The sequence below is a fragment of the Streptomyces sp. NBC_01723 genome (assembly GCF_036246005.1).
GTDB lineage: Bacteria > Actinomycetota > Actinomycetes > Streptomycetales > Streptomycetaceae > Streptomyces.
Window position 1 is genome coordinate 1,459,359 of record NZ_CP109171.1, and the last position, 26,598, is coordinate 1,485,956.

The 26,598-nt window shown below is 72.4% G+C and carries 24 protein-coding genes, 6 tRNA genes and 1 pseudogene; 9 read left to right on the forward strand and 22 right to left on the reverse strand.

Annotated features, from left to right (window positions below):
* Window positions 1–78: 78 nt before the first annotated feature.
* The 6 genes and pseudogenes from OIE75_RS06915 to OIE75_RS06940 all read right to left on the reverse strand — a co-directional run bounded on the left by OIE75_RS06915 (window position 79) and on the right by OIE75_RS06940 (window position 4,968).
* On the reverse strand, window positions 79–690 hold the full coding sequence (locus OIE75_RS06915) for a hypothetical protein (RefSeq protein WP_329469987.1): 612 nt from the start codon (window positions 688–690) through the stop codon (window positions 79–81).
* Between the two features lie 12 nt (window positions 691–702).
* Window positions 703–1,593: a carbohydrate ABC transporter permease gene (locus OIE75_RS06920; protein WP_329469988.1), complete on the reverse strand. Its 891-nt coding sequence runs from the start codon at window positions 1,591–1,593 to the stop codon at window positions 703–705.
* A complete protein-coding gene (locus OIE75_RS06925; protein ID WP_307017785.1) occupies window positions 1,590–2,561 on the reverse strand; it encodes a carbohydrate ABC transporter permease in 972 nt (323 codons plus the stop codon). Before OIE75_RS06925 ends, OIE75_RS06920 begins: the two co-directional genes overlap by 4 nt.
* Before the next feature lie 31 nt (window positions 2,562–2,592).
* Window positions 2,593–3,895, reverse strand: a pseudogene (locus OIE75_RS06930) (ABC transporter substrate-binding protein).
* 469 nt (window positions 3,896–4,364) lie between these two features.
* A tRNA-Val gene (locus tag OIE75_RS06935) sits at window positions 4,365–4,436 on the reverse strand.
* Window positions 4,437–4,515: 79 nt separating this feature from the next.
* Window positions 4,516–4,968 carry a TIGR02611 family protein gene (locus tag OIE75_RS06940; RefSeq protein ID WP_307010599.1) on the reverse strand — a complete coding sequence of 151 codons (453 nt, stop codon included), beginning with the start codon at window positions 4,966–4,968 and terminating at the stop codon, window positions 4,516–4,518.
* Between the two features lie 191 nt (window positions 4,969–5,159).
* On the opposite strand from OIE75_RS06940, the gene OIE75_RS06945 reads away from it, so the two are divergent.
* Window positions 5,160–5,573 carry an SsgA family sporulation/cell division regulator gene (locus OIE75_RS06945; RefSeq protein WP_004002642.1) on the forward strand — a complete coding sequence of 138 codons (414 nt, stop codon included), beginning with the start codon at window positions 5,160–5,162 and terminating at the stop codon, window positions 5,571–5,573.
* Window positions 5,574–5,850: 277 nt separating this feature from the next.
* Window positions 5,851–6,411 (forward strand): CGNR zinc finger domain-containing protein, encoded by a 561-nt coding sequence (locus OIE75_RS06950; protein WP_307010600.1) that lies wholly within the window; start codon window positions 5,851–5,853, stop codon window positions 6,409–6,411.
* Between the two features lie 89 nt (window positions 6,412–6,500).
* Here the strand turns inward: OIE75_RS06950 and OIE75_RS06955 are convergent, their stop codons facing one another.
* Both OIE75_RS06955 and OIE75_RS06960 read right to left on the reverse strand, forming a co-directional pair.
* A complete protein-coding gene (locus OIE75_RS06955) occupies window positions 6,501–6,680 on the reverse strand; it encodes a hypothetical protein (RefSeq protein WP_122617228.1) in 180 nt (59 codons plus the stop codon).
* A 163-nt stretch (window positions 6,681–6,843) separates the two neighbouring features.
* The gene (locus OIE75_RS06960; protein WP_307010602.1) at window positions 6,844–7,293 is read right to left on the reverse strand and encodes a hypothetical protein; all 450 of its coding nucleotides are present in this window, start codon (window positions 7,291–7,293) and stop codon (window positions 6,844–6,846) included.
* Window positions 7,294–7,482: 189 nt separating this feature from the next.
* Between OIE75_RS06960 and OIE75_RS06965 the strand changes: the two genes are divergently transcribed.
* Window positions 7,483–8,007, forward strand: a complete 525-nt coding sequence (locus OIE75_RS06965) for a DsbA family protein (RefSeq protein WP_185832204.1) — start codon at window positions 7,483–7,485, stop codon at window positions 8,005–8,007.
* A 37-nt stretch (window positions 8,008–8,044) separates the two neighbouring features.
* On the opposite strand, the gene OIE75_RS06970 is transcribed toward OIE75_RS06965, so the two are convergent.
* Genes OIE75_RS06970 through OIE75_RS06980 form a run of 3 tightly spaced genes read right to left on the reverse strand, consistent with a single transcriptional unit; the run spans window position 8,045 to window position 10,791 of the window.
* Window positions 8,045–8,869 carry a GNAT family N-acetyltransferase gene (locus OIE75_RS06970; protein ID WP_329469990.1) on the reverse strand — a complete coding sequence of 275 codons (825 nt, stop codon included), beginning with the start codon at window positions 8,867–8,869 and terminating at the stop codon, window positions 8,045–8,047.
* 51 nt (window positions 8,870–8,920) lie between these two features.
* Window positions 8,921–9,742, reverse strand: a complete 822-nt coding sequence (locus tag OIE75_RS06975) for an aminotransferase class IV (protein ID WP_161332390.1) — start codon at window positions 9,740–9,742, stop codon at window positions 8,921–8,923.
* A complete protein-coding gene (locus OIE75_RS06980) occupies window positions 9,739–10,791 on the reverse strand; it encodes a chorismate-binding protein (protein ID WP_329469993.1) in 1,053 nt (350 codons plus the stop codon). Before OIE75_RS06980 ends, OIE75_RS06975 begins: the two co-directional genes overlap by 4 nt.
* A gap of 177 nt (window positions 10,792–10,968) precedes the next feature.
* Here OIE75_RS06980 and OIE75_RS06985 point away from each other — a divergent pair.
* From OIE75_RS06985 to OIE75_RS07005, 5 genes are all read left to right on the forward strand, one after another.
* Window positions 10,969–11,041 (forward strand) — tRNA-Gly (locus tag OIE75_RS06985).
* A gap of 38 nt (window positions 11,042–11,079) precedes the next feature.
* Window positions 11,080–11,153, forward strand: a tRNA-Cys gene (locus OIE75_RS06990).
* A 1-nt stretch (window position 11,154) separates the two neighbouring features.
* Window positions 11,155–11,226: transfer RNA gene (locus OIE75_RS06995), tRNA-Val, on the forward strand.
* 36 nt (window positions 11,227–11,262) lie between these two features.
* Window positions 11,263–11,334, forward strand: a tRNA-Val gene (locus OIE75_RS07000).
* 31 nt (window positions 11,335–11,365) lie between these two features.
* Window positions 11,366–11,437, forward strand: a tRNA-Val gene (locus OIE75_RS07005).
* Window positions 11,438–11,507: 70 nt separating this feature from the next.
* Here OIE75_RS07005 and OIE75_RS07010 read toward each other — a convergent pair.
* The 3 genes from OIE75_RS07010 to OIE75_RS07020 form a co-directional block, all read right to left on the reverse strand.
* Window positions 11,508–11,807, reverse strand: coding sequence for a TFIIB-type zinc ribbon-containing protein (locus tag OIE75_RS07010; RefSeq protein WP_122617233.1), 300 nt, complete (start codon window positions 11,805–11,807; stop codon window positions 11,508–11,510).
* 101 nt (window positions 11,808–11,908) lie between these two features.
* Complete coding sequence (locus OIE75_RS07015; protein WP_329469994.1) at window positions 11,909–12,847, reverse strand: phosphotransferase family protein; 939 nt, start codon at window positions 12,845–12,847, stop codon at window positions 11,909–11,911.
* A 155-nt stretch (window positions 12,848–13,002) separates the two neighbouring features.
* Window positions 13,003–13,185: a hypothetical protein gene (locus OIE75_RS07020; protein ID WP_125490898.1), complete on the reverse strand. Its 183-nt coding sequence runs from the start codon at window positions 13,183–13,185 to the stop codon at window positions 13,003–13,005.
* Window positions 13,186–13,774: 589 nt separating this feature from the next.
* Between OIE75_RS07020 and OIE75_RS07025 the strand changes: the two genes are divergently transcribed.
* Complete coding sequence (locus OIE75_RS07025) at window positions 13,775–15,175, forward strand: serine/threonine protein kinase (protein ID WP_329469996.1); 1,401 nt, start codon at window positions 13,775–13,777, stop codon at window positions 15,173–15,175.
* 7 nt (window positions 15,176–15,182) lie between these two features.
* Here the strand turns inward: OIE75_RS07025 and OIE75_RS07030 are convergent, their stop codons facing one another.
* The 8 genes from OIE75_RS07030 to OIE75_RS07065 all read right to left on the reverse strand — a co-directional run bounded on the left by OIE75_RS07030 (window position 15,183) and on the right by OIE75_RS07065 (window position 26,181).
* On the reverse strand, window positions 15,183–16,001 hold the full coding sequence (locus OIE75_RS07030) for a TrmH family RNA methyltransferase (RefSeq protein WP_307010613.1): 819 nt from the start codon (window positions 15,999–16,001) through the stop codon (window positions 15,183–15,185).
* A gap of 1 nt (window position 16,002) precedes the next feature.
* A complete protein-coding gene (gene cobA / locus OIE75_RS07035; protein WP_329469998.1) occupies window positions 16,003–17,235 on the reverse strand; it encodes a uroporphyrinogen-III C-methyltransferase in 1,233 nt (410 codons plus the stop codon).
* A gap of 205 nt (window positions 17,236–17,440) precedes the next feature.
* Window positions 17,441–20,977: a nicotinate-nucleotide--dimethylbenzimidazole phosphoribosyltransferase gene (cobT, locus tag OIE75_RS07040; protein WP_329470000.1), complete on the reverse strand. Its 3,537-nt coding sequence runs from the start codon at window positions 20,975–20,977 to the stop codon at window positions 17,441–17,443.
* Between the two features lie 394 nt (window positions 20,978–21,371).
* Entirely contained in the window at window positions 21,372–22,598 is a 1,227-nt protein-coding gene (cbiE, locus tag OIE75_RS07045) for a precorrin-6y C5,15-methyltransferase (decarboxylating) subunit CbiE (RefSeq protein WP_329470001.1), read from the reverse strand.
* Window positions 22,599–22,712: 114 nt separating this feature from the next.
* Window positions 22,713–23,351: a GNAT family N-acetyltransferase gene (locus OIE75_RS07050; protein ID WP_329470002.1), complete on the reverse strand. Its 639-nt coding sequence runs from the start codon at window positions 23,349–23,351 to the stop codon at window positions 22,713–22,715.
* A gap of 155 nt (window positions 23,352–23,506) precedes the next feature.
* Window positions 23,507–24,334 carry a MetQ/NlpA family ABC transporter substrate-binding protein gene (locus OIE75_RS07055; RefSeq protein WP_329470004.1) on the reverse strand — a complete coding sequence of 276 codons (828 nt, stop codon included), beginning with the start codon at window positions 24,332–24,334 and terminating at the stop codon, window positions 23,507–23,509.
* A gap of 69 nt (window positions 24,335–24,403) precedes the next feature.
* Window positions 24,404–25,138: a methionine ABC transporter permease gene (locus OIE75_RS07060; protein ID WP_329470005.1), complete on the reverse strand. Its 735-nt coding sequence runs from the start codon at window positions 25,136–25,138 to the stop codon at window positions 24,404–24,406.
* Window positions 25,135–26,181, reverse strand: coding sequence for a methionine ABC transporter ATP-binding protein (locus OIE75_RS07065; protein ID WP_307010619.1), 1,047 nt, complete (start codon window positions 26,179–26,181; stop codon window positions 25,135–25,137). The genes OIE75_RS07060 and OIE75_RS07065 overlap by 4 nt, the downstream gene beginning before the upstream one ends.
* Window positions 26,182–26,598: the final 417 nt, after the last annotated feature.

The following is a 26,598-nucleotide window of genomic DNA, read 5'->3' on the forward strand; positions in this document are numbered from 1 at the left end:
GCTCTTGCGACAGGGCATGAGCGGCATGGGCATGACAGACAGAACTGTGGGTGGGGCACCGCGGCCGGGACGGGCCCGTCAGCGGCGCCGGTGGCGCTCCTCCACGGCGACGGCAGCCGCCGCCACCGCGCCCAGGACGGCGACCGCCAGCGGTGCGCTGAACCAGGCGGAGCAGACCACGAGGGCCAGTCCGCCCACGAGGAGGAAGGAACCGGCGGGGTCGAGCACGGTGCGCCGGGCGGCACCCGCGAGCAGCGAACGCCAAGAGGCACCCGGGTGCCAGGCCGCCGCCGCGCGCAGTCCCGCGACGGCCGCGCCGATGAGGGCCATGACCCCGACGGCACCGACGAAGGCGCCGCCCGGCAGTCCGTCCCGGACCGCCCGCACGTCCACCCACACCACCGCCAGGGCGGCCCATCCGCCGACCCCGACGAGCCACCCGCGGCGCGCCGCGGCCCGGAAGTCGGCCGCGAACTCCCGCAGGCCGCCGCGCTCGTGGGCGAGCCGGCGTCCGAGGTGGCGCGCGCCGGCCGCGAACGCGGCGGGGTAGGTGACCAGCGGCAGGGCCGCCACCGCGATCCACACGCCGGTGAGCAGGCACTCGGCGAACAGGGCGAAGCCCTCGGCGAACCGCGACTCGCCCCGCTCCCCCGCCCGCTCCGTACGGGCCTTCGCACGCGCCTGGGTCATGATCGGCTCACCTCAGCCCTTCAGGCCGGACGTCGCCATGCCGTCGATCAGATAGCGCTGGAAGGCCAGGAAGAAGGCGAGCACGGGCAGCAGCGCGACGAGGGACATGGCGATCATGCCGCCGTAGTTCGCCAGCCCTTCCTGGTCCACGAACATCTTCAGACCGAGCGAGACGGTGTACTTGCCGGGTTCGTTGAGGTAGATCAGCGGGCCCATGAAATCGTTCCAGGAGTTGATGAAGGTGAAGATCGCGCTGGTGATCAGGGCCGGACGGCACAGCGGGAGCACGATCGACCAGTAGATCCGGAAGTGCCCGCAGCCGTCGAGGCGGGCCGCCTCGTCCAGTTCCCTGGGCAGGTTGCGCATGAACTGGACCATCAGGAAGACGAAGAACGCCTCGGTGGCCAGGTACTTCCCCAGCAGCAGCGGAGTGTACGTGTTGATCATGTCCAGGTTGCGGAAGAGCACGTACTGCGGGATCAGCAGCACGTGGTACGGGAGCAGCAGCGTGCCGATCATCAGCGTGAACAGCAGATTGCGCCCGGCGAACCTGATCTTCGCGAAGGCGTAGGCCGTGAGCGAGCAGGACACCACGATCCCGATCACGGAACCGACGGCCAGGAACAGCGAGTTGAGGAAGAAGGTGGAGATCGAGATGTCCGCGATGCCGTCGGCGAGGCTCGTGTAGTTGGAGACGATCGGGTCGCCCGGGAAGAGGTCCAGGCTGCCGACGATGTCACCGCTCTCCTTGAAGGAGCCGCCGACGACCCAGAGCACCGGGTAGAGGATCACCGCGAGGATCGCCAGCGACCCGAGGTGCCAGGCGAGCGAACCCGGCAGCCGGCGCCGCACGGCCCCCTTCGTGGCGGTGGTCGGCGTGACCTCCGTGGCCTGCGCGCTCATCGGCCGCCCTCCTCGTAGTGCACCCAGCGTTTCTGGGACCAGAACAGCACCGCGGTGACCAGGGCGACCGCGACCAGCAGCATCCACGCCATGGCGGAGGCCAGGCCCATGCGGCTGTTCTCGAAGCCCTGGACGTACAGGTAGCAGGTGTAGACCATCGTGCCGTCCGCGGGACCGCAGGCGTTGCCCCCGGCGCCGCCGCCGACGATGTAGGCGGAGCTGAAGATCTGGAACGAGTGGATCGTCTCCAGCAGGACGTTGAAGAAGAGCACCGGGGAGATCATCGGGAGGGTGATGTTCCAGAACTGGCGCAGCTTGCCCGCCCCGTCGACGTCGGCCGCCTCGTACAGCTCGCGCGGCACCTGCTTGAGGCCGGCCAGGAAGATGACCATGGGGGCGCCGAACTGCCAGACGGTGAGTGCCACCAGACTGTAGATGATCAGTTCCGGGTCGCCGGTCCAGCCTCCGGCGCCGATCCCGAAGAACTGCTGGGTCCGGTCGACGACCGCGTCGTCCGAGAAGATCGCCTTCCACACGATGGCGATGGAGACGCTCGCGCCGATCAGCGAGGGCGCGTAGAAGGCGGCCCGGTAGAAGGCCTGCCCGCGCCGCTTCTGTGCCAGCAGCAGCGCGACGCCGAGCGCCGCGAGCAGCTTGATCGGCGTACCGACGACGACGTACCAGAGGGTGATCCGCACCGAGTGGCGCCAGCGGGGGTCGCCGAACATCTCGGAGAAATTGTCCAGGCCGATCCACCTGGGCGCGTCGAACAGGTTGTAGTCGGTGAACGCGAAGTAGAGCGAGGCGACCATCGGTCCCGCCGTCAGCAGCAGGAATCCGGCGATCCAGGGGGACATGAAGAGGTAGCCGGCCAGGTTCTCCCGACGGCCCCGCCGTTTCTGCGCGGCGGAGCGCACAGGCTTCTCCGGGGCGGGCCGCGGCCGGGATTCCCGGGCCGGGCCCGCCATCGCGGGGGCGTGTGTCACGGTGCTCGTCCCCTCAGCCGGCGAGAGCCGTCTTCGACTCGGTGAAGAACTGCTCGACGGCGTCCCCGACGGAGCGTGAGCCGAGCGCCATCTCCTCGGCGATGCGCAGGAAGGCGGCCTCGCAGATGTCCGCGCCGTTCGGGTGCGGGGTGATCGGCTCCAGCACGCCCGACTCGACCAGCGACTCCTCATAGGCGGCGATGGCCTTGTTCACCGGGTCGGTCGGCCGGTAGGCGTCGTACTGGGCCTGGGTCGTGGGAACACCGCGGTCATATCCCATGATCTTGGCGACCTCGGGGTCGTGGACCATGAAGTCGATGAACTGGGCGACCTCCTTGGGATGCTGGGTGCGCTTGTAGGCGCTCAGCATCAGCGAGCCCAGGTACTGGCCGGTCTTCTTGCCGTCCGTGGTGGGGATCGGCGCGAGTCCGTACTCGCTCTTGCCCTCCGCCGTGTAGCGGACGGTGAAGTTGTCCCAGGTGAACTCACTGCCGGCCAGTTCGGCGGAGAGCGCCGACTTGGGCTTGATCTGGGCGACCTTCTTGGGGTCGGCGAAGAGGCCGGACCGCACGGCCTTGTCCGCCTTGGTCCACCAGGCGGTCAGATCGGCCTCGGTGAAGCCGAGTCCGTCCTCGGTGAAGAATGCCTTGCCGTTCTGCCGCAGGTACAGGTCGTAGAGGTACATGACTCCGTACATGCCGCTGTCACCGGCGCGGCCCGTGCGGTCCCGGACCCTCGTCATCGCCTCGTCGAAGTCGTCCCACGTCCAGCCCTGTTCGGGCCTGACGCCGGCCCGGGTGTAGACGGGCTTGTCGATGACCAGGGCCATGGAGTTCGAACCGACGGGCACGCCCAGGAGTTTGCCGTCGATCTCGCCGAACTTCTCCAGGCCCGCGCGGAATCCGTCCATGGAGAGGTTTCCGGCCTCGACCTGCCCGCCGAGGTCGAGCAGGACATTCTTCGCGTCGTATTTGCGAAGGAATCCGATGGCATTCTGGAAGACGTCCGGCGGATTCCCCCCGGAAGCCTGCGTGTTGAACTTCTTCCAGAAGTCGGTGTACGGCTGAAAGTCCGTCTTGACCTTGATCTTCGGGTACTTCTTCTCGAAGAGCGCGATGGTCTTGTTGATGCGCTCGGCCCGGTCCTCGGCACCCCACCAGGAGTAACGGATCGTCACCGAACCGTCTCCCGAAACCGCTCCCGCCGCCGCACGCGGTGGCCGCGGCCCCCAGCCCCGTGACGGCCAGCGAAGCTCCCGCCGCCTTGAGGACCGTGCGCCTCCCGACCTGCCTCCGCGCATTCCCGCCCTGCTGCATACGAGCCTCCCCGCGACGCGGCCTTCGCCTCATGAATCGTTTCAAGTAAGCGCTTGCTGGCACAAGGTACGGAGGGCCCGGAAGCTCGTCAACGATTAGGACAGGAATTTACGGGCGCCCGGCGCGACGAGCCGGAGGCGCCGTTTCGGGGGCGGCGTCGGAAGCACCCGAGAACAGCCAGGTGGGCGCCGCGCGACCGACGGACCGAACACCGGGGAGCCCGCCGGCACGCGGGTCGCGGAAGGTCACGGTTGGATGACGGCACACGGAAGCGGAACCGTCGCGCGAGCGCGCCGGCGGACACCGGGAGCGACCGGCGGACCCGGGGCGGACCCGCCGGGGGCGGACACGTACGCACCAGGTGACGGGCACGTACGTACCGGGCGGCGGACGCCGACCCGCGCACCGGACGACGACACGACAGAACGGCCCGGCTCACGATCGTGAGCCGGGCCGCCTGATGATCCGGTGGGCGATACTGGGTTCGAACCAGTGACCTCTTCGGTGTGAACGAAGCGCTCTCCCACTGAGCTAATCGCCCGGACGCAGGAAGAACATTACCCCATGTCAGAGGCGCTCGTGACCAGCCGGTACCGGGACGCCGCGCCCGTCGCGGGCGGTCACTGGTCCTTGATCTTCCAAGGCATCTCGAGGCCGAACTTCCACAGGTAGATCCCGGCGAGCACGGCGAAGATCAGCATCCCGATCGAGGTCAGGATGATGTTCCTGCGGCGCACCCTGGGGTCGAGGGCGCGCTGCGCCGCCTCGGTGACCTTGCGCTTGGTCCAGCGCAGCACCAGCTGGGCCCAGACGAACTCGGTCGCCCAGATCGCCATGCCGCCGAAGATCACGACCCAGCCCGGTCCGGGCAGCGGCAGCATGATGATGCCGGCCACCACCACGGCCAGGCCGACGATGAACACGCCGACCTGCCAGCTCAGGTGCAGGGCGCGGCGCGCCTTGATGAAATCCGGTGCCCGCGAGCCGAGCGCGCGCTCGCCCGTGGCGTCGTCCGTCCCCGTACGGTCTTCCGCCACGGCCGCCTCGCCGGGCTTGTTACTCCCCGTGTTCATACGGCCAAACACTACCTGAGCGAAACCTGTCACCGGAATGGGCGCAGGACTCGAACGATCACTCGGCCAGAAGAGTTACGTAAACGCACGCAAAACACTCAGAGGGGTTTACAACGGCACCGTAGGTGGCATGTCGATTTCGCCGACGTGCGAATCCCCGAGCGCACACTGAGCGAAAGGCCCTGGCGCTTATGAACACCACGGTCAGCTGCGAGCTGCACCTGCGCCTCGTTGTGTCGAGCGAGTCCTCCCTGCCTGTCCCCGCAGGCCTGCGGTACGACACGGCCGACCCCTACGCCGTGCACGCCACCTTCCACACCGGAGCCGAGGAAACCGTCGAGTGGGTGTTCGCCCGCGACCTCCTCGCCGAAGGGCTCCACCGTCCCACCGGGACCGGCGACGTCCGTGTCTGGCCGTCCCGCAGTCACGGCCAGGGCGTCGTGTGCATCGCTCTCAGCTCTCCGGAGGGCGAGGCACTGCTCGAGGCCCCCGCGAGGGCCCTGGAGTCCTTCCTGAAGCGCACAGACGCCGCCGTGCCCCCCGGCACGGAGCACCGGCACTTCGATCTCGATCAGGAGCTCTCGCACATCCTGGCGGAAAGCTAGGGAGAGGGCTCCGCGTGAAGCCGCCCGTCGCCGTCGACTCGGGGTGACGGCACGGGCCGGGACAACCGCATACGGCACACACGGCGTCGTCGCCGCGGTTCTCCGCGGGGACGGCGCCGACGCGTGTTCCCGCCGGGGAACGAAGGCCGGTCCGGCCCCGTTGTAAGGGCAACCGGCGGCCGGGGGCGCGATCGCGGCCGGTCCGCCCGCCGCGGATGGCACTACCATCGGCCAGCATCGGCGGGCGCCCGCCCGACCCCAGGCCAGGGAGCTAAGTGTGCTGATCACCCACGACATCCGGTGCGCGCTCGACACCGTGGTCGATCTGGTGAACTCCGTACCGGAGGACGACACGGCTCCGGACGGGCTGCCGGACGTCGCCGCCCTCCAGGAATTCGTGGGAACGCACGAAATCAGCGACGTCGGCGTGCTCTCGGAACTCGATCTCTCGGCGGTCCTCAAGATCCGTGGGAGGTTCGCCGCGGTCTTCGCGGCTCCCGACGCCCGGGCCGCCGCCGGACTGATCAACGACCTGGTCGCGGCCGCCGGCACCACGCCCCGTCTCACCGACCACGACGGCTACGACTGGCACATCCACTACTTCGCGCCCGGTGCCTCCGTCGCGGACCATCTGGCCGCCGACTGCGGGATGGCCCTGGCCTTCTTCGTGGTCGCCGGTGAGCAGGAGCGGCTGCGGCGCTGTGAGGCCCCTGACTGTCGGCGTGCCTTCGTCGATCTCTCCCGCAACCGGTCGCGGCGGTACTGCGACAGCCGGACGTGCGGAAACCGTTTGCATGTGGCGGCCTACCGGGCCCGGCGCAAGGAGGCCGCGGGCTGAGCCGTCGGCGCGGTCGGGCGGACGCGTGGACCCGCCCGGGCGGTGTGTCGCGGCCCCCGGCGGGTGGCGCCGGGGAGCGCGGGTACGGCTCACAGCAACAGCAGATCGTGCAACGCAGCCATGAGCAGCAGACACCCGATCACCGCTAGGAAGATCATGAGCGGTGGCTGGGAAAGGGCGAAGAGGCAGCCGCGTGGTTCACTCCGTGTCCGCGCGGTTTCGCTCTGTCTCGTGTCCAGCTGGGGATCCAGCTGAGTGGTGTCCGGCATCTCGCGGCGATGATGACGCAGCGGAGCGGGCCTTCGCGATCAGCACGCCCGTAACGACCGGGAGTTCGTTGAATGTCGCAATGTCCGGTCGGATCGTGATCGTTACGGAGCACGCGCTGTCGGCCTGGGACCGCTGTGTCGCTTCAGCCCGGGACGACGGAGGTCATATGCCGTGCTTCTTGAGGATGGCCTCGATGTCGCTGAAGTCGTCCTCACCACGGGACGCGTTCGCCGGCTTGGGCGCGGGCTTGGCGGCCGGGCTCGCACCGGCGCCCAGCGAGGGTGCGGAGGCGCCCGGCGCCACCGCGTCGCGCTGTGCCGCCGCCCTGGCCTGCTTGCGCTCCTTGCGGGTGCCGCCGCGGCGGCGCTCGACCGTGCGCGTGATCATGAAGAGCACCCAGGCCACGCCCAGGACTCCGAATCCGGCCCAGGCCACCGGGCTGAAGGCGGTGTCGGCCAGCCACTCCACGACCCCGGTCATCACCAGGCCGATCGGAACCAGCGCGTAGGCGGCGACACGGACGGCGGTGAGGAAACGCCTGCGGTACGCGGTGACCGCCGCGATGCCCAGGCCCGCCGCGGACACCGCGGAGCAGACGGTCTCGGCAATCATCCGGTCCTCCAGAGCTGGGCCAGGTCGGGCATGAGTACTTCGTCCCTTCCATCCTGCACCGCCCGCACGCGGTGAGGCCATGCCGTGGCCCGAGATCAGGGAGATCTCCGGGTCGACTCCTCCCCAGGTGCCGGTGCCGGAGGAGGACCGCGGTCGGGGTGCCGCCCCGTGGGCTGGGAGGATGGGGCCATGAGTGACTCCTCCCCCGCCGGGCCCGCCGCGCCCGTACTCGACGTCTGGTGCGAGCTCCAGTGCCCGGACTGCCACGCCGCCCTGGACGACCTGCGCGCCCTTCGCGCCCGCTACGGCGACCGGCTGGAGCTGCGGCTGCGGCACTTCCCGCTGGAGAAGCACAAGCACGCCTTCGCCGCCGCGCAGGCCGCCGAGGAGGCCGTCGCCCAGGGCAGCGGATGGCCGTACGCCGAGGCCGTGCTGGGCCGCGTGGCGGAGCTGGACCGCAAGGGCGAGGCGCTGCTGGTGGAGGTCGCGGGCGACCTCGGACTGGACGCGGAGGAGTTCGACACCGCCCTCGTCGACGGCCGGCACATCCTGATCGTCGACGCCGACCAGGCCGAGGGCAAGGCGATCGGCGTGACCGGCACGCCGACCTACGTGATCGGCGGCGAGCGCCTCGACGGCGGCAAGAGCCAGGAGGGGCTGCGCGAGCGGATCGAGGAGATCGCGGACCGGCTGCTGGCCGAGCGGCAGGGCTGAGACCCGTAAGCCGTCCCGTGCCGGTCCCCCACCGCGCTTACAGCAGGGGTTTGTAGAACAGGGACCGCGTGGTCCGGTAGCCGAGCGACTCGTAGAGGCGCTCGGCCGCGGTGTTCCCCGCGAACACGTTGAGGCCGATCAGGGGCCGGCCGGCGCCGATCGCCCGGCTCTCGGCCAGCAGCATCAGGGTGCGGCCGTGCCCCCGGCCCCGGTGGGCCTCGTCGGCCTCGACGTCGAAGACGAAGGCCCGGTCCTCGTGCAGCGCGAGCCAGAGGATCCCGACCCTGGTCCCCTCGTGCTCCAACACGTTGAACAGCGTGTTCTCCGTGGCCAGACCCTGTGGCAGGAGCACCTCGTGGTCACGGCGGGCCTTGGTGCGCGCTTCGGCCTCCGGCAGCCCCCGCTCCATCCAGGTGCGGGCGTACTGCTCGGACTCGTAGGCCTGCCAGGTGTCGAACTCGTCCGGTGTCATCGGCCGGGCGCGGCTGCCCTCGGGCAGGGCGGGCGGGGTGCCGCCGAGCTGCTTGGTCATGCCGCGGTTGCGCAGGACGTACCCGAGCGCCTGCGTGAGGCGGGCGCCGGCCTCCGCGTCGGCGGCGACGCCCACCTCGATCTGCTGGCAGCCCCAGCCGCGCGCGATCTCCTCGGCGGCGAGCGCGGCCACCGTGCCCCGGCCCCGCCGGCGGTCCGGTTCGTCGATGCGCAGCCGGTGGATCACGGCCACCGAGTCGCCGAGGGAGCGCGAGGTGCCGAGGTGTATGGCACCGACGGGGCGGCTGTTCACGCACACCTGGTAGCGGCGGGAGCGCGTCCCGTCGGCGGCGCGCTGGAGCGGCTCGGTCGGCCGCAGGGTCGTGGTCATCAGGGCAGTTCTACCCATCAAAGAGGCCGAAGGGCAGCCCAATATCCGCGCTCAGGGATCCAGGTCGTCCCCGGAGCGCTCCTCGAAGACCCGCATGGCCTTGGCGGTCACCGGTCCGGGAGCGCCCGGAAGTTCGCGGTCGTCGACCCGGTGCACGGCCTGCACGTCCCGCAGCGTGGAGGTCAGGAAGACCTCGTCGGCGCGTTCCAGTACGTCCAGCGGGAGGTCGGTCTCGCGGGCGCCGCTCCACTCGACGGCCAGGGCGCGGGTGATTCCGGCGAGGCAGCCGGAGGCGACCGGCGGGGTGTGGATCTCTCCGTCGAGGACGACGAAGACGTTGGAGCCGGTGCCCTCGCAGAGCTGCCCGACCGTGTTGGCGAACAGCGCCTCCGAGGCGCCCCGCTCCCGGGCGCGGGCCAGGGCGACGACGTTCTCGGCGTAGGAGGTGGTCTTGAGGCCGGTCAGCGCGCCGCGTTCGTTGCGGGTCCACGGCACCGTGACGACGGCCGTGGAATCGGGGCGGCGGCTCGTCTCCCCGAGGGCGACGACGAGGGTCGGGCCGTGCTCGCCGCGGTCGGAGCCGAGGGGGCCGTGGCCGCCGGTGTAGGTGATGCGGAGCCGTCCCAGCGGCACCGGGTCGGCCGCCAGGACGGCGGCGCAGGCGCGGCGGACCTCGTCGAGGTCGGGGTCGGGCAGGCCCAGGCCGCGGGCCGATCGGGTCAGCCGGTCCAGGTGGCGGGTGAGCGCGAACGGCCGGCCGGCCACCGCCTTCACCGTCTCGAAGATGCCGTCGCCCACGGTGAGCCCGTGGTCGAGGACGGAGACGCGGGCGGATTCCATGTCCTGCAGCCCGCCGTCGAGCCAGATCTTCACGTCGGTAGCGCCTCTCCACTTCCGGTGACCTCGTACACCCCCGACGCTACCGCGAGCAGCCGGGACGCCTTCAGTTCGGTCTCCCGCCATTCGCCGTCCGGGTCGGACCCCCAGGTGATGCCGGCGCCGGTGCCGAAGCGCAGCAGCCCCTCGGTCCGGTCGGTCCAGAACGTCCGGATGCCGACGGCCAGCTCGCCGGTGCCCCGGTCCGCGTCGACCCAGCCGACGCCCCCGCAGTACGGGCCGCGCGGCGCGGTCTCCAGGGCGTCGATGATCCGCAGGGCGCTCGACTTGGGCGCACCGGTGACGGACCCGGGAGGGAAGGCCGCGTCGAACAGCTCCGGCCAGCCGGCGTCCGCGCGCAGTTCGCCGCGTACGGTCGACACCAGGTGGACGAGGCCGGGGTGCTTCTCGACGGCGCACAGGTCGGGGACGGTCACACTGCCCGTGGCGCAGACCCGTCCGACGTCGTTGCGGACCAGGTCCACGATCATGACGTTCTCGGCGTAGTCCTTCTCCAGCAGGTCTCCCTCGGTCAGCCCGGTCCCCTTGATCGGCCCGGACTCCACGGTCCGGCCGTCCCGGCGCAGGAACAGCTCGGGCGAGGCGGTGGCGATCTCGACGCCGTGTCCGGGCAGCCTGATCGTGCCGCCGTACGGCGCCGGGTTGCCCCGGGCCAGCAGGGCGGTGAGGGCGTCCACGTCGGCGTCGGGGGCGAGAGGCGCCGAGAGGACCCGGCAGAGGTTGGCCTGGTAGACCTCGCCGGCCGCTATGTGCTCGCGGATGCGCCGGACCGCCGACGTGTACGCGGCGCGGTCGAGGGAGGACGTCCAGTCACCGACGGCCGGTCCGTGCCACCGCCCCGGTGCGGGCGCCGGCACCGGCTCGGTCCGTACGTCCGCGAAGCGTGCGCAGGTCGTACGGCCCTCGAAGTCCGCGCAGACGGCCCAGAAACCCTCGGACTCCAGAGCGGCGGGATCGCTCGTGACGTCGAGGAGACCGGTGGCGACGCGGTCGCCGAAGCGGGCGAGAGGAGGGAGGTCGTGCACGTGCCCGAGTCTAGGCCGGTGTCCCGGAGGGCACCCGAACGTGTCCTTCCGGGAGCCCTGACCAGGTCCGCGAGCGGACGCACCGCAGCACGCTGCACAAACGCGTTTTTGTACTGGCCCCGGTATCCGCTAGAGTTCATCACGTCGCCGGGCCGCGCAAGCGGACCGAACCGACAGGCGGACGTAGCTCAGTTGGTAGAGCGCAACCTTGCCAAGGTTGAGGTCGCGAGTTCGAGCCTCGTCGTCCGCTCGCAGGAACAGGGGGTCTCCCGGGCCTCCTACACTCCTGGTGGAGTGGCCGAGAGGCGAGGCAACGGCCTGCAAAGCCGTCTACACGGGTTCAAATCCCGTCTCCACCTCCAAGGACGATTAGCTCAGCGGGAGAGCGCTTCCCTGACACGGAAGAGGTCACTGGTTCAATCCCAGTATCGTCCACTGGTCCGCAAGGATCACCGGTCCGTAAGGATCCCCGCGCGATTAGCTCAGCGGGAGAGCGCTTCCCTGACACGGAAGAGGTCACTGGTTCAATCCCAGTATCGCGCACGCAGTACGTCGCACCATCGCATCACTCCCAGGACGATTAGCTCAGCGGGAGAGCGCTTCCCTGACACGGAAGAGGTCACTGGTTCAATCCCAGTATCGTCCACACCCACCGAAGCCCCGGCCGTCTCGTACGGCCGGGGCTTCGTCGTGTCCGGATCAGCCGGAGAGCCGGATCAGCTGGAGAAGAGCATCCGGCCGAAGCCCTTCTGACGGTGGTGACCGTAGTGGCCGTGCCCGTGACCGTGACCGCCGTGCGGGGCACCCCAGGCGGGCTGCTGCGCGGCCGGGTACGCCTGCGGGGCGGCGGGCGGGGCCGGCGGCGGAGCGGACTGGGACCACTGGGCCTCCAGGCGGGTCAGCGACTCCAGCTCGCCGTAGTCGAGGAAGATGCCGCGGCAGCCGCTGCACTGCTCGATCTGAACGCCGTTGCGGTTGTAGGTGTGCATCGGTGCGTGGCACTTGGGGCACTGCATGGACGGCTCAACTCCTCGCCGGTCGGTCCTGCTTCGCGTATCGCCAGGACAGACTCTGTCCGGCCGCGGGTCGGTTGCACCCTACTTCGCGGAAATTCGGCTCAACCGCCTGGGGCGCAGGGGCGGACGGCGGCCATGCGGGCGCAGGCGTCGACCAGGGGCAGCTCCACCTCGTCCAGGGGCCGGCCCGCCGCGAGCGCCTTGGTGACGGAGCGGGCCGCGGTCTGCACGGTGAGGGCGCGGGCCGGGACGTCCAGCGCGGGCCAGGGATCGCCGTCGGACGGGACGGCGGGGCCGCCGGCTGCGCGGTAGGCGGTCAGGAAGCGGTGCCACTCCTCGGGCAGGAGCAGTCCACAGGCGTACCAGGCCGCCGGACGCGCCAGGTCCCAGGCCGGGACGCCGGTGCCGAGGTCGTCGACGTCTATCAGCAGCCAGGGCCCTCCGGGGGCGGGGTGGCGGACGAGCTGGCCGAGGTGGAAGTCGCCGTGGACCAGGCCGGCCGCCGTCGGCGGGGCGGCCTCGCCGCGCGCCCAGGCGGGCAGGTCCGCCCAGGCCCGGAGCACGGGGTCGGTGGCGGGGTGGTCCGGGGCGCCGGCCCGGAGGCGGGCGACGGCCTGGGCCGCCTTCGCGGGTCCGCGCATCGCGGGAACGGCGGCGGGCACCGGCGCCCGGTGAAGGCGCGCGAGGAGTACGGCCGCAGCCTCCCAGGGCGCCGCGTCCGGATCCTCGGGGTCCACGGGGGTGCCGTACGGCCAGGAGGTGACGAGCCGCCCGTGCAGCGTCACGGGCGCCAGGGCGAGCGGCGGCAGGAGGACGCCGGGGAGCCGGGCGGCGACCTCGACGCGGAGGGCCAGGGCGGCGGGGTCGGCGTCCTCCGCGTGGGCCTTGGCGACGGCGCCTGCGTGCCGGACGACGGTGGCGTCCGGACGGTCGGCCAGGGTGGTGAGGGTGGCCGCGCCGCAGGCACAGGCCGGAGTGCCGGCGTGGGCCGTGGCCCTGACGCGGGCCGCGAGGGCGAGGAGGAGGGCGTCCGTGGTCACCGGGTGAGGGTACGCACCGCTTCCTCGGACACGGCAATGCCGGCGCAGCTCCCCAGCTGCGCCGGCATTCTTGCCGTCCGCCGCACCCCCGTCCCCACGGGGTTTCATGGATGGATGTCCCCGCCCGGACCGCTCTTCCGGGCCCGGGGCGCCGCTCAGCGCCCCAGCACCACACCCACGGACGACGCTTGTGTGGCCACTGTCTCCCACCCGTCGAAGACGAGGAGGAGCAGGACCGCCAGGGGCAGGGCCATGAGCGTCGCCACCGCGGGGTGGCGGCGGCCCTGACTGCGGGTCTCCCGCGTGCGGACCAGCGTCCGCGGCAGCGTCTGGGCCATGGTCCCTCTCCTGACCGATTCCGTTGTCCTTGGCAGCGGCGGGTGTCTGACCTCGGGGGACGAGTGCTGCCACCCGCCGCTTGACCTCAAATCTAGGTGCCCGGGGATCGCCGGGCGTCATGCCCTCGTACCGATTGCCGGGCCTCCCGGAGGATGAGCCATGACCAGCCGAGTACTCCCCTGGGTGGAGACCGCGTCCCGGGACTCGGGGTCTTCCCGGACGGGGTGCCCGCCCTGCCCCGGTATCGCCGGGCCGTCCGGTGACTTCGCTCACTTCCGACAGCGCCCCGTGCGCCCCCGTCTCCACCGGCCGTCCGACCCGGACCGGCCCGCACGGCAGGCACCCGGCGTCCTCCCGGCGTCCTCCACCCGCACCGCCCGGCCTCCCGTCCCGGACCCAATCCCCCGCCCTTGACGGTCGGTTGGGATCACCGGCGGGCCGGGGGCGGATCGCCCGCCCGTTTCCTGACCGCCCCTCAACTGTCGCACCCCGCACTGACAATCCGTCGTCGCGAGAGGGCGCGGCCTCTGCGCGCGGGCGGCCGTGGAAACGTAAGCTGTGGCTCGTCACAGGGACCGGGCAGCGGGGATGAACATGGCGATGATGCGCCTGAGGCGCGAGGACCCGCGCGTCGTCGGCTCGTTCAGGCTTCACAGGCGGCTCGGCGCGGGTGGAATGGGCGTGGTCTACCTGGGCTCCGACAAGAAGGGGCAGCGGGTCGCGCTGAAGGTCATCCGGCCGGACCTGGCCGAGGACCAGGAGTTCCGGTCGCGCTTCGCGCGTGAGGTCTCGGCGGCCCGGCGGATCCGGGGCGGCTGCACCGCCCGGCTGGTCGCCGCCGACCTGGACGCCGACCGCCCCTGGTTCGCCACGCAGTACGTGCCCGGCCCCTCCCTGCACGACAAGGTCGTCGACGGGGGCCCGCTCGGCGCGGCGGACGTCGCCGCCGTGGGCGCCGCCCTCTCCGAGGGGCTGGTCGCGGTGCACGAGGCCGGGGTGGTGCACCGGGACCTGAAGCCGTCCAACATCCTGCTGTCCCCGAAGGGGCCGCGGATCATCGACTTCGGCATCGCCTGGGCGACGGGCGCCTCCACCCTCACCCACGTGGGCACCGCGGTCGGCTCCCCCGGGTTCCTCGCGCCGGAGCAGGTGCGCGGGGCGGCGGTCACGCCGGCCACGGACGTGTTCTCGCTCGGTGCCACGCTGGCGTACGCCTCGATGGGCGACTCGCCCTTCGGGCACGGCAGTTCCGAGGTGATGCTGTACCGCGTGGTGCACGAGGAGGCCCAGCTGCACGGCGTTCCCGACGCGCTGGCCCCGCTGGTGCGGGCGTGCCTGGCCAAGGACCCCGAGGAGCGCCCCAGCACGCTGCAACTGTCGCTGCGGCTGAAGGAGATCGCCGCCCGCGAGGCCCAGGGCCTGGCCGACGCCCGGCCGCCGGCGCCGCGCAGCGCGGAGGCCGACCTGCCGACGGGACGGCTCGCCGACACCTACCCCGAGCGCGCGCCACGGCGTACGCAGGGCACCCCGGCGCCGCGGAGCACCCCGGGGTCCCGTGGGCCGGCGCCCCGGCGCGCCACTCCGTCGCGTGGGGGTACGCCCGCGCGCGGGGGTACGCCGTCGCGCAACGGCGGTACGGGCGCCCGGTCCTCGTCCCGGTCCACGCCCGCCCCCCGCGACGGCACCGGCCGCGGCAACACACGCAACGACGGCGGCCGGCCGGGGCCGCGCAGCGGGACCGGCCGCACCGGGCCGAGAACCACGGGAACCGGGCGGCGCCGCCCCGCGAACCCGCGGCTGCTGCGGCAGCGCCTGTTCGTCTTCGTGGTGGTGACGCTGCTGGTCGCGCTGGGTATCGCCGTCGCGCAGGGCTGCCAGGGGCCGTCGCAGGGGCTCGGCGACGACCGCGGTGTCGTACGGGCGGCTCAGGAGCGGGTGCAGGTGCCCGGCGGCGGATCCCGCTCCGGGGACCCGGCACCGGGGCGGTAGCCGCGGGCTACGCCGTGGGGCGGCCCACCGTCACCGCGTAGAAGGCGACCGCCGCCGCCGCGCCCACGTTCAGGGAGTCGACGCCGTGGGACATCGGGATGCGGACCCAGGTGTCGGACGCGGCCAGCGCCCGACGGGACAGCCCGTCACCCTCGGCGCCCAGCATGAGGGCCACCCGGTCCATGCGGTGCGGGGCGACCTCGTCGAGGGGCTCGGCCCGTGCGTCCGGCGTGAGGGCGAGCAGCGAGAAGCCTCCCTCGCGGACCGTCTCCAGCCCGGCCGGCCAGGTGTCGAGGCGGGCGTAGGGCACGGAGAAGACCGCGCCCATGGAGACCTTCACGCTGCGCCGGTACAGGGGGTCGGCGCAGTCCGGGGAGAGCAGGACCGCGTCCATTCCGAGGGCGGCGGCGGAGCGGAAGATCGCGCCGATGTTGGTGTGGTCGTTGACCGACTCCATGACCACGACGCGCCGGGCGGTGCGCAGCAGGTCGGCGGTGGCCGGGAGCGGCCTGCGCCGCATGGAGGCGAGGGCGCCGCGGTGGACGTGGTAGCCGGTGACCCGCTCGGCGAGCACGGGGTCCACGACGTACACGGGGGCGGGGGCCTCTTCGATGACGTCGCGCATGGTGTCGACCCACTTGGCGGACAGCAGCATCGAGCGCATCGCGTAGCCCGCCTCGCCGGCCCTGCGGATGACCTTCTCGCCCTCGGCGATGAACAGGCCCTCGGCGGGTTCGCGGCGACGGCGCAGTTCGACGTCGGTCAGGTTCGTGTAGTCGTGCAGTCGCGGGTCGCCGGGGTCGTCGACGGTGACGATGTCGCCCATGTCAGACCGTCCCGTGCGGGCCCACGCCGACGACCTCGCCGACGACGATGACGGCCGGGGGCCTGACGCCCTCGGAGACGACCCGGTCGGCGACGGTGGCGAGGGTCGCGTCCACCCGGCGCTGGGCGGCCGTCGTGCCCTCCTGGACCAGGGCGACCGGCGTCTCGGGGGACCTGCCGTGCGCGACGAGGGTCTCGGCGATCCGGCCGATCTTGTCGACGCCCATCAGGATCACGAGGGTGCCGGTGAGCTTGGCGAGGGACGCCCAGTCGACCAGGGAGCGCTCGTCGTCGGGGGCGACATGGCCGCTGACCACGGTGAACTCGTGGGCGACGCCGCGGTGGGTGACCGGGATGCCGACCGCGCCGGGCACCGAGATGGAGCTGGAGATGCCGGGGACCACGGTGCACGGGATGCCCGCCTCGGCCAGCGCCTGCGCCTCCTCCATGCCCCTGCCGAAGACGAACGGGTCGCCGCCCTTCAGCCGGACCACGGCCTTGCCCTGCTTGGCGTGCTCGATCAGCGCGTTGTTGATGGCCTCCTGGGCCATGAAACGGCCGTACGGGATCTTCGCGGCGTCGATGACCTCGACGTGCGGCGGCAGCTCGGCGAGCAGGTCGCGCGGGCCGAGCCGGTCGGCGATGACGACGTCGGCCTCGGCGAGCAGGCGGCGTCCCCGGACGGTGATCAGGTCCGGGTCGCCGGGGCCGCCGCCGACGAGGGCGACGCCGGTGGCCCGGGTGCGCTGGTGCGGGGCGACGAGCGTCCCGTCGCGCAGGCCCTCCACGACCGCGTCGCGGATGGCGGCGGTGTGGCGGGGGTCCCGGTCGCGCGCGTCGGTGGTGAGCACGGCCACGGTCACGCCCGCGCTGTGGCCGGACGCCGGGGTCCACGCGGTGGCCCGGTCGGCGTCGTCGGCGCGGACGCACCAGACGCGGCGCCGCTCGCCCTCGGCGGAGGCGGCGGCGTTGGCCTCGGCGTCACTGGTGGCGATCAGGGCGTACCAGGCGTCCGTGAGGTCGCCTTCCGCGTACCGGCGTCGCTCCCAGGTGAGTTCGCCCGCGTCCACCATCGCCTCGACCGACGCGGTCGCCGAGGGAGAGACGAGGAGGACGTCGGCGCCCGCCGCGATCAGCGCGGGCAGGCGGCGCTGGGCGACCTGACCGCCGCCGAGGACGACCACGCGACGGCCGGTGAGGCGGAGGCCTACGGGGTAGGCGGGGTGTTCGGCCATCAGGGTGGGCTCCTCGTCCTGACATGCGGGGGGGGCGCTGCGTCGGTGGAGCGGCCCTGACGTGCGGATACGTGCGGATTGTAAAAGACGTGCACGGGCGGCACGAGGTCGGTCCAGCGTACGGCCGGCCCGGGGCGGTGGCGGGACGGTGGCGACGGATCTGCCGCCGCCCGCTCCCGCTCCGCCCGTCCGGCGCGTCGCGGTGCTACTTCTCGGTGACCCCGGCCGAGTCGAAGGTCGCCACCTCGTGCATCGCCCGCGCGGTGCTCTGCACCATCGGCAGGGCCAGCAGCGCGCCGGTGCCCTCGCCGAGGCGGAGGTCCAGGTCGACCAGGGGACGCAGGCCGAGCTTGTTGAGCGCGGCGACGTGTCCCGGCTCGGCGCTGCGGTGGCCCGCGATGCAGGCCGCGAGGACCTCGGGGGCGATCGCCCGGGCCACCAGGGCGGCGGCGCCGGCGCTGACACCGTCCAGGATCACCGGCGTGCGCAGGGAGGCGCCGCCGAGGAGCAGGCCGACGATGGCGGCGTGCTCGAATCCTCCGATGGCGGCGAGGACGCCCAGCGGGTCGGCCGGGTCCGGCTGGTGGAGTTCCAGGGCGCGGCGGACGACCTCGGTCTTGCGGGCCAGCGTCTCGTCGTTGATGCCGGTGCCCCGGCCGGTGACCTCGGCGGGGTCGGCGCCGGTGAAGACCGAGATCAGCGCAGCGGACGCGGTGGTGTTGGCGATGCCCATCTCGCCGGTGAGCAGCGCCTTGTTGCCCGCCGCCACCAGGTCGCGGGCGGTCTCGATGCCGACCTCGACGGCCTGCTTGGCCTCCTCGCGGGTCATCGCGGGGCCGGTGGTCATGTCGGACGTGCCGGCCCGGACCTTACGGGGCAGCAGGCCGGGCGTGGCGGGCAGGTCGGTGGCGACGCCGACGTCCACGACGCAGACCTCGGCGCCGACCTGGGTCGCGAACGCGTTGCAGACCGCTCCCCCGCCGAGGAAGTTGGCCACCATCTGGGCGGTGACCTCCTGCGGCCAGGGGGTGACGCCCTGGGCGTGCACTCCGTGGTCACCGGCGAAGACCGCGACGGCCGCGGGCTCCGGGATGGGCGGCGGGCACTGCCGGGAGAGCCCGGAGAGCTGGGCGGAGATGATCTCCAGCATGCCGAGCGCGCCGGCCGGCTTGGTCATCCGCTTCTGCCGCTCCCACGCCTCGCCGAGCGCCTTGGCGTCCAGCGGGCGGATCTGCGCGACGGTCTCGGCGAGCAGGTCGTGCGGCGCCTCGCCGGGCAGGGCGCGACGGCCGTACGTCTCCTCGTGCACGACCCAGGACAGCGGGCGGCGCTTGGACCAGCCGGCCTGCATCAGCTCGGGCTCGTCCGGGAACTCGTCGACGTAGCCGACGCACAGGTAGGCGACGACGTCCAGGTGCTCGGGCAGGCCCAGGGCGCGGACCATCTCGCGCTCGTCGAAGAAGCTGACCCAGCCGACGCCGAGGCCCTCGGCGCGGGCGGCGAGCCACAGGTTCTCGACGGCGAGCGCCGAGGAGTACGGCGCCATCTGCGGCTGGGTGTGCCGGCCCAGGGTGTGCCGGCCGCCGCGCGTCGGGTCGGCGGTGACGACGATGTTGACCGGGGTGTCGAGGATGGCCTCGATCTTCAGTTCCTTGAACTGCTTGGCCCGGCCCTTGGGGAGGGACTTCGCGTACGCCTCGCGCTGACGCATCGCCAGTTCGTGCATGGCGCGGCGGGTGTCGGCGGAGCGGATGACGACGAAGTCCCAGGGCTGCGAGTGGCCCACGGAAGGCGCCGTGTGCGCGGCCTCCAGGACGCGGAGCAGCACCTCGTGCGGGATGGGGTCGCCGCGGAAGCCGTTGCGGATGTCGCGCCGCTCGCGCATGACCTTCAGTACGGCCTCGCGCTCGGCGTCGTCGTAGGCGGGGGCCGCGGGTCCGGCGGACCGGCGTACGTCCTGGGACGCCGTCTGCTCCGGGGCCGGCGCGGCGGCGTCGACGAGGTCGTCCTGGTCGGCGGCGTGGGTGTCCAGGTCGTCGGCGCTCTGGGCGAGGCCCGGGTCGGCCTCGCGGGGGGCCGGGATCTCGGGTGCGGGGTCCGTCGCGGGGGCCTCGGTGCCGGGTTCCGCGGCCAGGCCCTCCGGCGGAAGGACCAGCGCCTCCGGCGGGGTGGGGGCGAGGTGCGGGGTGGTGGGCACGGGAGCACCGTCGACCGGCAGGAACCGGCCGACCGAGTCGTCGGGCTGCGGTTCCTGGGCGACGGGCGCCTGCTCGGGCCGGGGCTGCTCGGCGGTGGCGGCGACCGGAGTCGCGTCGGTGGCCGCGGGCTCGGGCGGGGCGGGGAACACGGCCGCGTCCTGGGGCACGTCCTCCTGCGGTACGTCCGGGGCCTCTTCGGCGGTGGGGTGGGCTTCGGGGGCGGGCTCGGCGGGCGGCTGCGCGGCGAACTCGACCTCCGGCTGTGCCGGTGCCGGATCCTGCGGTACGGGGGGTGCCTGCGGCTCGGGCTGCGGCACCTCCTCCTGCTGCGCCGGTGCGGGCGGTTCGGTGGCCACCAGTGCCTCCGGCGCCGGGGCCGGTTCGGGCTCGGTGACCTCGGGTGCGGGTTCGGCTGCCGGGACGGGCGGCGCGGGCATCTCCGGGACAGGGGCGTCCTGCGGCGCGGGCATCTCCGGGACCGGGGCGTCCTGCGGCGCGGGCATCTCCGGGACCGGGGCGTCCTGCGGCGCGGGCATCTCCGGAACCGGGGCGTCCTGTAGCGCGGGAGCCTCGGCCGGCGGGGCCTCCTGAGGCGCGGGAGCCTCGGCGGGCCGGGGTTCCTCCCACGCCACCGGTTCCTCGGGAGCCGACGGCTCGGAGACCGCGTCGGCCCCCTCGGCGCCTTCGGCCGCCTGGGCCTCTTGGCCTTCGTCACCCGCCAGGGCCATGGGGTCCGTGGCGAACGGCTCGGGAGTGGGCTCCGTGGCGAACGGCTCGGGAGTGGGCTCCGCGACGACCGGCTCGGGAGCAGGCTCCTCCGCCGGGCCGGGTACGTGGGCCACCGGCGCGGAATCCTCGCCGGACTCGGGCTCGGGCGTGCCCGTTCCACCCGTCGCCGCGACGGCCTCCGTGGCGACGCGCGTGACGAGCGCCTGGGCGGCGCCCACCGGCTCCGACGCCTGCTCCGGTACCGGAATAACCGTTTCCGCATGCCCCGCCGCGGCGCTCACCGGCGCCGGCGCGGTCTGGGGCTCGTTCTGCGCTCCCCAGGGCGCGGCGGCCTGCGGAGGCGTCGCGGCGGCCTGCTGGCCGTCGAGGTACTCCGGGCCGGCGGCCGGCGGTCCGGAGTGCCGTACCGGAGCGTCGGCCGGGCCGCGGTCGGCGAGGGAGCGGACCGGGCTGGCGGAGGTGTCGGGAATCGGCGGGCCGAGGTGCAGGGGCCTGCGCGGCGGGGCCGGGGCGGTCGCGGGGTCCTGCGCCGGATCGGGCAGGCGGACGCCATTGAGGTCGACCGAGCCGCTGTCACGTCCGGACAGCTCGTGCGGGCCCGGCTGGTGCACGGTCTCGACGACCGGCTCCGGCGCGGGCGGCGCGACCTCGTTGCCCCATGCACCCTGGGCTCCCGGCAGCAACAACAGGTCCTCGTCCTCGGCTTCGGCCTCGGAGAGGTAGGTGTACGCGCCGGGTGCGGGGACGCCCGGCTGCTCCACCATGCCTGCGTTCTCCGGCAGCCCCTCGCCGGGGATCTGGCCGGTGTCGGTCATGCGTAACCCCTCGCCCATCGGTTAGTGCTTCTACGACCAGCTCACCCGGGGCGGCGCACCGACCGCCCCACAGTGAAGAACGAGCGTGCGTGCCCAGCGGCACGAACGACCCGCAGGAAAGACGACAAAGCCATTGAGTGGCATTGTCGCGGTCGTTCCCCCGCCACGACAGCTTGATCCGCGACGGCCCGCTGTGGACTGCGCCACGTTGCGCGTCCTCCGGTTCTGCCGTACCACACCCGCCCCGGAAGGTGCGGGTTTTTGCGGACATCGGCCGACGAAGTGCCGGGTGTCCGAGTGCGGTACAACAATCCGCCAGCCTACCCCGCGCGGTATGAACAACCGATCACGGGGCGCGGTCCGGCAGTCCCACCCGCCGCCCGGCCACCGCCCCTCAACGAGGCGCTTCGCGCCGCGGGATTTCACCGGCGAGCAGGAACGCGACGCTCCGCTCCGTCTCCGTCCACGTCCGGGTGTCCAGTCCGACGGACTGGAGCAGGGCGCACTCGACCCGGTACCCGTGCTCCGTCAGGTCCCTGCCCACGAGTTCGGCCGCGTCACGGGTCGCGGCGTGCGCCACGATGCGCTGCGGGCGCCGGTCGGCGACCGCGGAGACCACGGCCGCTCCCCCGCCGCCGACACGGACGACGTCGGGTTCGGGCAGGTTCTCCAGGACGTGCGGCGCGGTGCCGTGCACGGTCTGGAGCTGGACGCCGAAGTGGCGTGCGGTGGCCTCGGTGCGGGCGCAGGCGTCGGCGTCGCGGTCCACCGCGATGACGGCGGCGCCGCCCCGTGCCGCCTCGGTGGCGAAGGCACCGCTGCCGGAGCCGATGTCCCACACCAGGTCCCCCGGGCGGGGTCCGAGCCTGGCGAGTTGGGCCGTGCGCAGCAGATCGGTCTCCCCCTCGCCCAGCGGGCCGGCGTACGCCTCGGCGGGCAGGGACCAGCCGCGCGGTCCGGCGGCGGGGTCGCGGCCGGCGATCCAGCCGGTGCCGTCGGGTGCCACGCCCGGGCCGACGCTGCCGCCGGCCACGATGACGACGTTCGGGTCGCGCCAGGTGTGGTCGGCGGCCTTGTCGGAGGTGACGACGGTGACCCGCTCGCGTGTGGTGCCGAGTTCCTCGCAGATGACGAAGGTGCGGTGGACGCCCTCCATCAGCAGGCCGAGTTCGGCGGGCCCGGCGCCCGGGGAGGTGAGGACCGCGACCTTGGTGTGGGCCCGGCATACGTTCACCGCACGTCGCAGGGTGCGGGGGTGGGCGACGACCACATGGGCGTCGTCCCAGGGCATCCCGGCGCGGGCGAAGGCGGCGGCCACGGAGGAGACGGCGGGGACGACCTCCACCTCCAGGCCGAACTCGGGCGCCCGCAGGGTGCGTACGACGCCGAAGAAGCCGGGGTCCCCGTCGGCGAGGACGACGGTCGTGCCGCGGTGGGCGGCGATGCGCCGGGCGGCGAGGGCCACGCTGCCGAGACGGATGCGCTCTGCGGTGGGCGGTACCTCGGGAAGTGCCAGGTGGTGGGCGGCGCCGGCCACCAGCGTGGCGGCACCCAGTGCGGAGCGTGCCGCGGCGGTCAGCGGTGAACCGTCCCAGCCGATCACCGTGACACGGTCGGCCATCGTCGTCAGTCTCCAGGAATTTCGCAGGTCGTGGTCACGAAACCATGCGCGGGCGCGCCCCGTGAGGGTACCCGCTGCGGCCCGGTCCCGGAGCGGCGGCGTCGGCCCCCGGGGTCAGTTCCAGTCCGTGAAGGCGGTGAAGTCGCCGTTGTCGGTGAGCTGCCCGGACCCACCCTCCAGGTCCTCCGGCAGCAGGCTCCACACGATGAAGTCGGTGCGTACGTCCGTCCAGAGGCCGTCCTCGGTGCGGACCCGCGCTATACAGGCGTTGCGCAGGACCCCCTCGCTGATGCAGCCGATCTTCTGGGCGACCTGCTGGGAGGCGGTGTTGTCGGCCGCGGTGCGCAGCTCGACGCGTTCGAACTTCTGGTCGCCGAAGAGCCACTGGGCGGTGGCCAGGGCCGCCTCGGAGGCGTAGCCCTCGCCGCGGGCCCAGGGGGCGATGATGTACGACAGTTCGGTGGACCGGACGTGCCAGTTGGTCTTGGCCAGCTGCACGACGCCGACCAGCCGCTGGGTGAGGAACTCGGTGACGGCGAGGTCGAGGCCGCGGCCGGCGGTGCGCTCGGCGGGGGCGTGGCCGCCGATCCAGGCGCGGGCGCCGTCCTCGGTGAAGGGCTGGGGGACGTGGGTCCAGGCGGCGACCTGCTCGTCGTTCATCATGGCGGCGAGGGCCGGGACGTCGTCCTCGTCGAGGGGGCGCAGCACCAACCGCTCCGTGCTGATGGAGATGTTGGGGAAGGTGCTCGTCATGCGCCGCTCCGTAACCTGTGTAACCGTCAGGGCCTGCTCGAACTGCCCAGCATGCAGCATGAAAGCACTCAACCGCACCACCGGGTCCGCTCCGCCGTGCGGAGCGGACCCGGTGCGGGACGCGCTGTTCGGATCGGGACCGGAGCAGGGACGGATCAGAAGGAGGGGAGCACGGACCCGGCGAAGTTGTCCTCGATGTACTTCTCGACCTCGGGCGAGGTGAGGAGCCTCGCGAGCTTCTTGACCCGCGGGTCGTCCTCCTGGCCCTCCTTGACGACGAGGAGGTTGACGTTCGGGTTGTCCTTGGCGGACTCCAGGACGAGGGCGTCCTTGGCCGGCTTGAGGTCGGCCTCGAGGGCGTAGTTGCCGTTGATCACCGCGGCGTCGACGTCGTTCAGGGAGCGCGGGGTCTGGGCCGCCTCCAGCTCCTTGAACTCGAGGTTCTTCGGGTTCTTGGTGATGTCGGCGGTGGTGGCCGAGTTGCCCGCGCCGTCCTTGAGGGTGATCAGGCCCTCCGAGGCGAGCAGCTGCAGCGCGCGGGCCTCGGTGACGGTGTCGTTGGGCAGGGCGATGGTCGCGCCGTTCTTCAGGTCGCCGGCCTTGTCGGCCTTGTGGGAGTACAGGCCGAGCGGCTCCAGGTGCACCGAGGCCACGGACTTCAGGTGCGTGCCGTTCTTCTTGTTGAAGTCCGCGAGGTAGGGCTCGGTCTGGAAGTAGTTGGCGCCCACCGAGCCGTCCTCCGTCGCCGTGTTCGGCGTGACGTAGTCGGTGAACTCCTTGACCTCCAGGTCGAGGCCCTCCTTCTGCGCCAGGTTGTCCTTGACGTAGGTGAGGATCTCGGCGTGCGGGACGGGCGTCGCGGCGACGACCAGCGGGCCGGAGGTGTCGGAGGCGGAGTCCTTGTCCGAGCCGCAGGCGGAGAGACCGAGGGTGAGGGCTCCGGTGGCGAGGACGGCGGTGGTGATCTTGGCGGTGTTACGCACGAAAAGTGCCTTTCCTGAGGTGGTGCGACCCCGTCTCGGGTACAACGGGGAGTCTTTGGGAGGGGTGGGTCAGGCGACCTTGCCGATGTCGGCGGCGGCGGGTTCCTTCGCCTTGAGCAGCCGGAGCCTGGGGGCGGCGCCGCCGCGCCCGCGGCTGTGCAGGGTGCGGGCCGCGTAGTCGCCGGCGAACTGGATGAGGGAGATGGCGACGGCGAGGAGCGCGACGGTGATCCACATCAGCCCGGTCTCGAAGCGCTGGTAGCCGTAGCGGACGGCGAGGTCGCCGAGGCCGCCGCCGCCGACGGTGCCGGCCATGGCCGAGTAGCCGATGAGCGCGATGACCGTGGTGGTGGTGCTGGCGATCAGGGACGGGAGCGCCTCGGGGACCAGGACCTTGCGGACGATGGTCCAGGTGTTCCCGCCCATGGACTGGACGGCCTCGACGAGCCCTCCGTCGACCTCGCGCACGGCGGTCTCGACGAGGCGCGCGAAGAACGGGATGCCGCCGATGGCGAGCGGCACGATCGCGGCCTCGCTGCCGATGGTGGTGCCGGTGACCCAGCGGGTGAAGCTCATCAGCGCGACCATCAGGATGATGAACGGCATCGAGCGGCCCACGTTCACGACCTGGCCGACGACCTTGTTGACCACGACGTTCTGGAGCAGTCCGCCCCGGTCGCTGAGGACGAGCAGGACACCGAGCGGGAGTCCCGCGACGACGGCGATCAGGGTGGACCAGCCGACCATGATCAGGGTCTCCCAGGAGGCCTGCTCCAGCAGGGGCTGCATCTCGGACCAGGTCACTTGGCACCTTCCTTCACCAGCGCGGACGGCGTCTCGCTCGTCGCGTTCACCACGTCGATCTGGAGGCCCTGTTCGCGCAGGAAGCCGACGGGCACGACGTTGTCCTCGTAGCGGCCGGGCAGTTCGATGCGCATCCGGCCGACCTGGAGGCCGCCGACGGTGTCGATGGCGGCGCCGAGGATCGATATGTCGATGTTGTAGGTGCGGGAGAGCTGGGAGACGACCGGCTGGGTGGCGGCCTCGCCGTGGAAGGTGATGTCGAGGACGGTGCGGTCGTCGGCGGAGGCGTCGCCGCCGACCGGGAAGAGCGCGGCGGCCAGTTCGGAGCCCGGAGTGGCGAGGAGTTCGCCGACGGTGCCGGACTCGACGATGCGGCCGTGTTCCATGAGGGCGGCGGAGTCGCAGATGGTCTTGACGACGTCCATCTCGTGGGTGATGAGCAGAACGGTCAGACCGAGCTGCTGGTTCAGGTCGCGCAGCAGCTGGAGGATGGAGCGGGTGGTCTCCGGGTCGAGGGCGCTGGTGGCCTCGTCGGAGAGCAGCACCTTGGGGTCGCCGGCCAGGGCGCGGGCGATGCCGACGCGCTGCTTCTGGCCGCCGGAGAGCTGGGCGGGATAGGCCCCCGCCTTGTCGGCGAGGCCGACGAGGTCGAGCAGCTCCAGCGCCTTGCGGGAACGTTCCTTCCCGGACTTGCCGAGGATCTCCAGGGGCAGTTCGACGTTGTCCCGCACGGTCCGCGCGGAGAGCAGGTTGAAGTGCTGGAAGACCATGCCGATGCGGCTGCGTGCCTGCCGCAGTTCGCGGCTCGCGCGGGGGCCGCGGCCGGCCAGCGCGGTGAGGTCCTGGCCGGCGACGGTCACCGTGCCGGCCGTGGGCCGCTCCAGGAGGTTGACGCAGCGGATGAGCGAGGACTTGCCGGCGCCGGACTGGCCGATGACGCCGTACACCTCGCCCTCGCGGACGTGCAGGTCGACGCCGTCCAGGGCGGTGACCTCGCGGCCGCGTGAGCGATAGACCTTCGTGAGGCCCGATGTGGTGATCACGTGGGTTTCCGTCACTGTCGAGTGCGCGGCGCGGTGGTGGGCGCCGGGCACGGGGCGTTGTTCTTCGGGGGCTTGGGGTCCTTCGGAACGCGGCACGTTCTCGCGGTGGCGGTGCGACCCGGCTGACCGGGGAGAAACGTGTGCGCGGGGCGTGGCTCAGCCGCGTGCGCGGGGCACGGTTGCGGTCATGAGCGGCGCTCGCTTCGGGGCGCGAGGCTCAGGTGGTGCAGGGGCCCTCTAGAAGGCGCACATTCGACACGTGCGAGGAGCGATGCGGCACATACAACGAGCACCGGGCGTCATCGTCGCCTCGGTCGCAGGGGTGCGGTCGCTCGTCGTGCTCATGCGATCAGTAAAGCAGACGTGTACTCGTGACCGGACGCCGCTGTCCGCATGATGGACAGCGGTGGACGGTGG

Bases quoted from the DNA above. Each gene is read 5' to 3' on its own strand.
- OIE75_RS06945 (WP_004002642.1), top strand. From the start codon at position 5,160: ATGAACACCACGGTCAGCTGCGAGCTGCACCTGCGCCTCGTTGTGTCG.
- cobA (WP_329469998.1), bottom strand. From the start codon at position 17,235: ATGGCCGAACACCCCGCCTACCCCGTAGGCCTCCGCCTCACCGGCCGT.
- cbiE (WP_329470001.1), bottom strand. From the start codon at position 22,598: ATGGCCGACCGTGTCACGGTGATCGGCTGGGACGGTTCACCGCTGACC.
- OIE75_RS06970 (WP_329469990.1), bottom strand. From the start codon at position 8,869: ATGACCACGACCCTGCGGCCGACCGAGCCGCTCCAGCGCGCCGCCGAC.
- OIE75_RS06925 (WP_307017785.1), bottom strand. From the start codon at position 2,561: ATGGCGGGCCCGGCCCGGGAATCCCGGCCGCGGCCCGCCCCGGAGAAG.
- OIE75_RS06960 (WP_307010602.1), bottom strand. From the start codon at position 7,293: ATGATTGCCGAGACCGTCTGCTCCGCGGTGTCCGCGGCGGGCCTGGGC.
- OIE75_RS07050 (WP_329470002.1), bottom strand. From the start codon at position 23,351: ATGACGAGCACCTTCCCCAACATCTCCATCAGCACGGAGCGGTTGGTG.
- OIE75_RS07025 (WP_329469996.1), top strand. From the start codon at position 13,775: ATGAACATGGCGATGATGCGCCTGAGGCGCGAGGACCCGCGCGTCGTC.
- OIE75_RS07020 (WP_125490898.1), bottom strand. From the start codon at position 13,185: ATGGCCCAGACGCTGCCGCGGACGCTGGTCCGCACGCGGGAGACCCGC.
- cobT (WP_329470000.1), bottom strand. From the start codon at position 20,977: ATGACCGACACCGGCCAGATCCCCGGCGAGGGGCTGCCGGAGAACGCA.
- OIE75_RS06920 (WP_329469988.1), bottom strand. From the start codon at position 1,593: ATGAGCGCGCAGGCCACGGAGGTCACGCCGACCACCGCCACGAAGGGG.
- OIE75_RS06940 (WP_307010599.1), bottom strand. From the start codon at position 4,968: ATGAACACGGGGAGTAACAAGCCCGGCGAGGCGGCCGTGGCGGAAGAC.
- OIE75_RS06955 (WP_122617228.1), bottom strand. From the start codon at position 6,680: ATGCCGGACACCACTCAGCTGGATCCCCAGCTGGACACGAGACAGAGC.
- OIE75_RS06965 (WP_185832204.1), top strand. From the start codon at position 7,483: ATGAGTGACTCCTCCCCCGCCGGGCCCGCCGCGCCCGTACTCGACGTC.
- OIE75_RS06915 (WP_329469987.1), bottom strand. From the start codon at position 690: ATGACCCAGGCGCGTGCGAAGGCCCGTACGGAGCGGGCGGGGGAGCGG.
- OIE75_RS07030 (WP_307010613.1), bottom strand. From the start codon at position 16,001: ATGGGCGACATCGTCACCGTCGACGACCCCGGCGACCCGCGACTGCAC.
- OIE75_RS07010 (WP_122617233.1), bottom strand. From the start codon at position 11,807: ATGCAGTGCCCCAAGTGCCACGCACCGATGCACACCTACAACCGCAAC.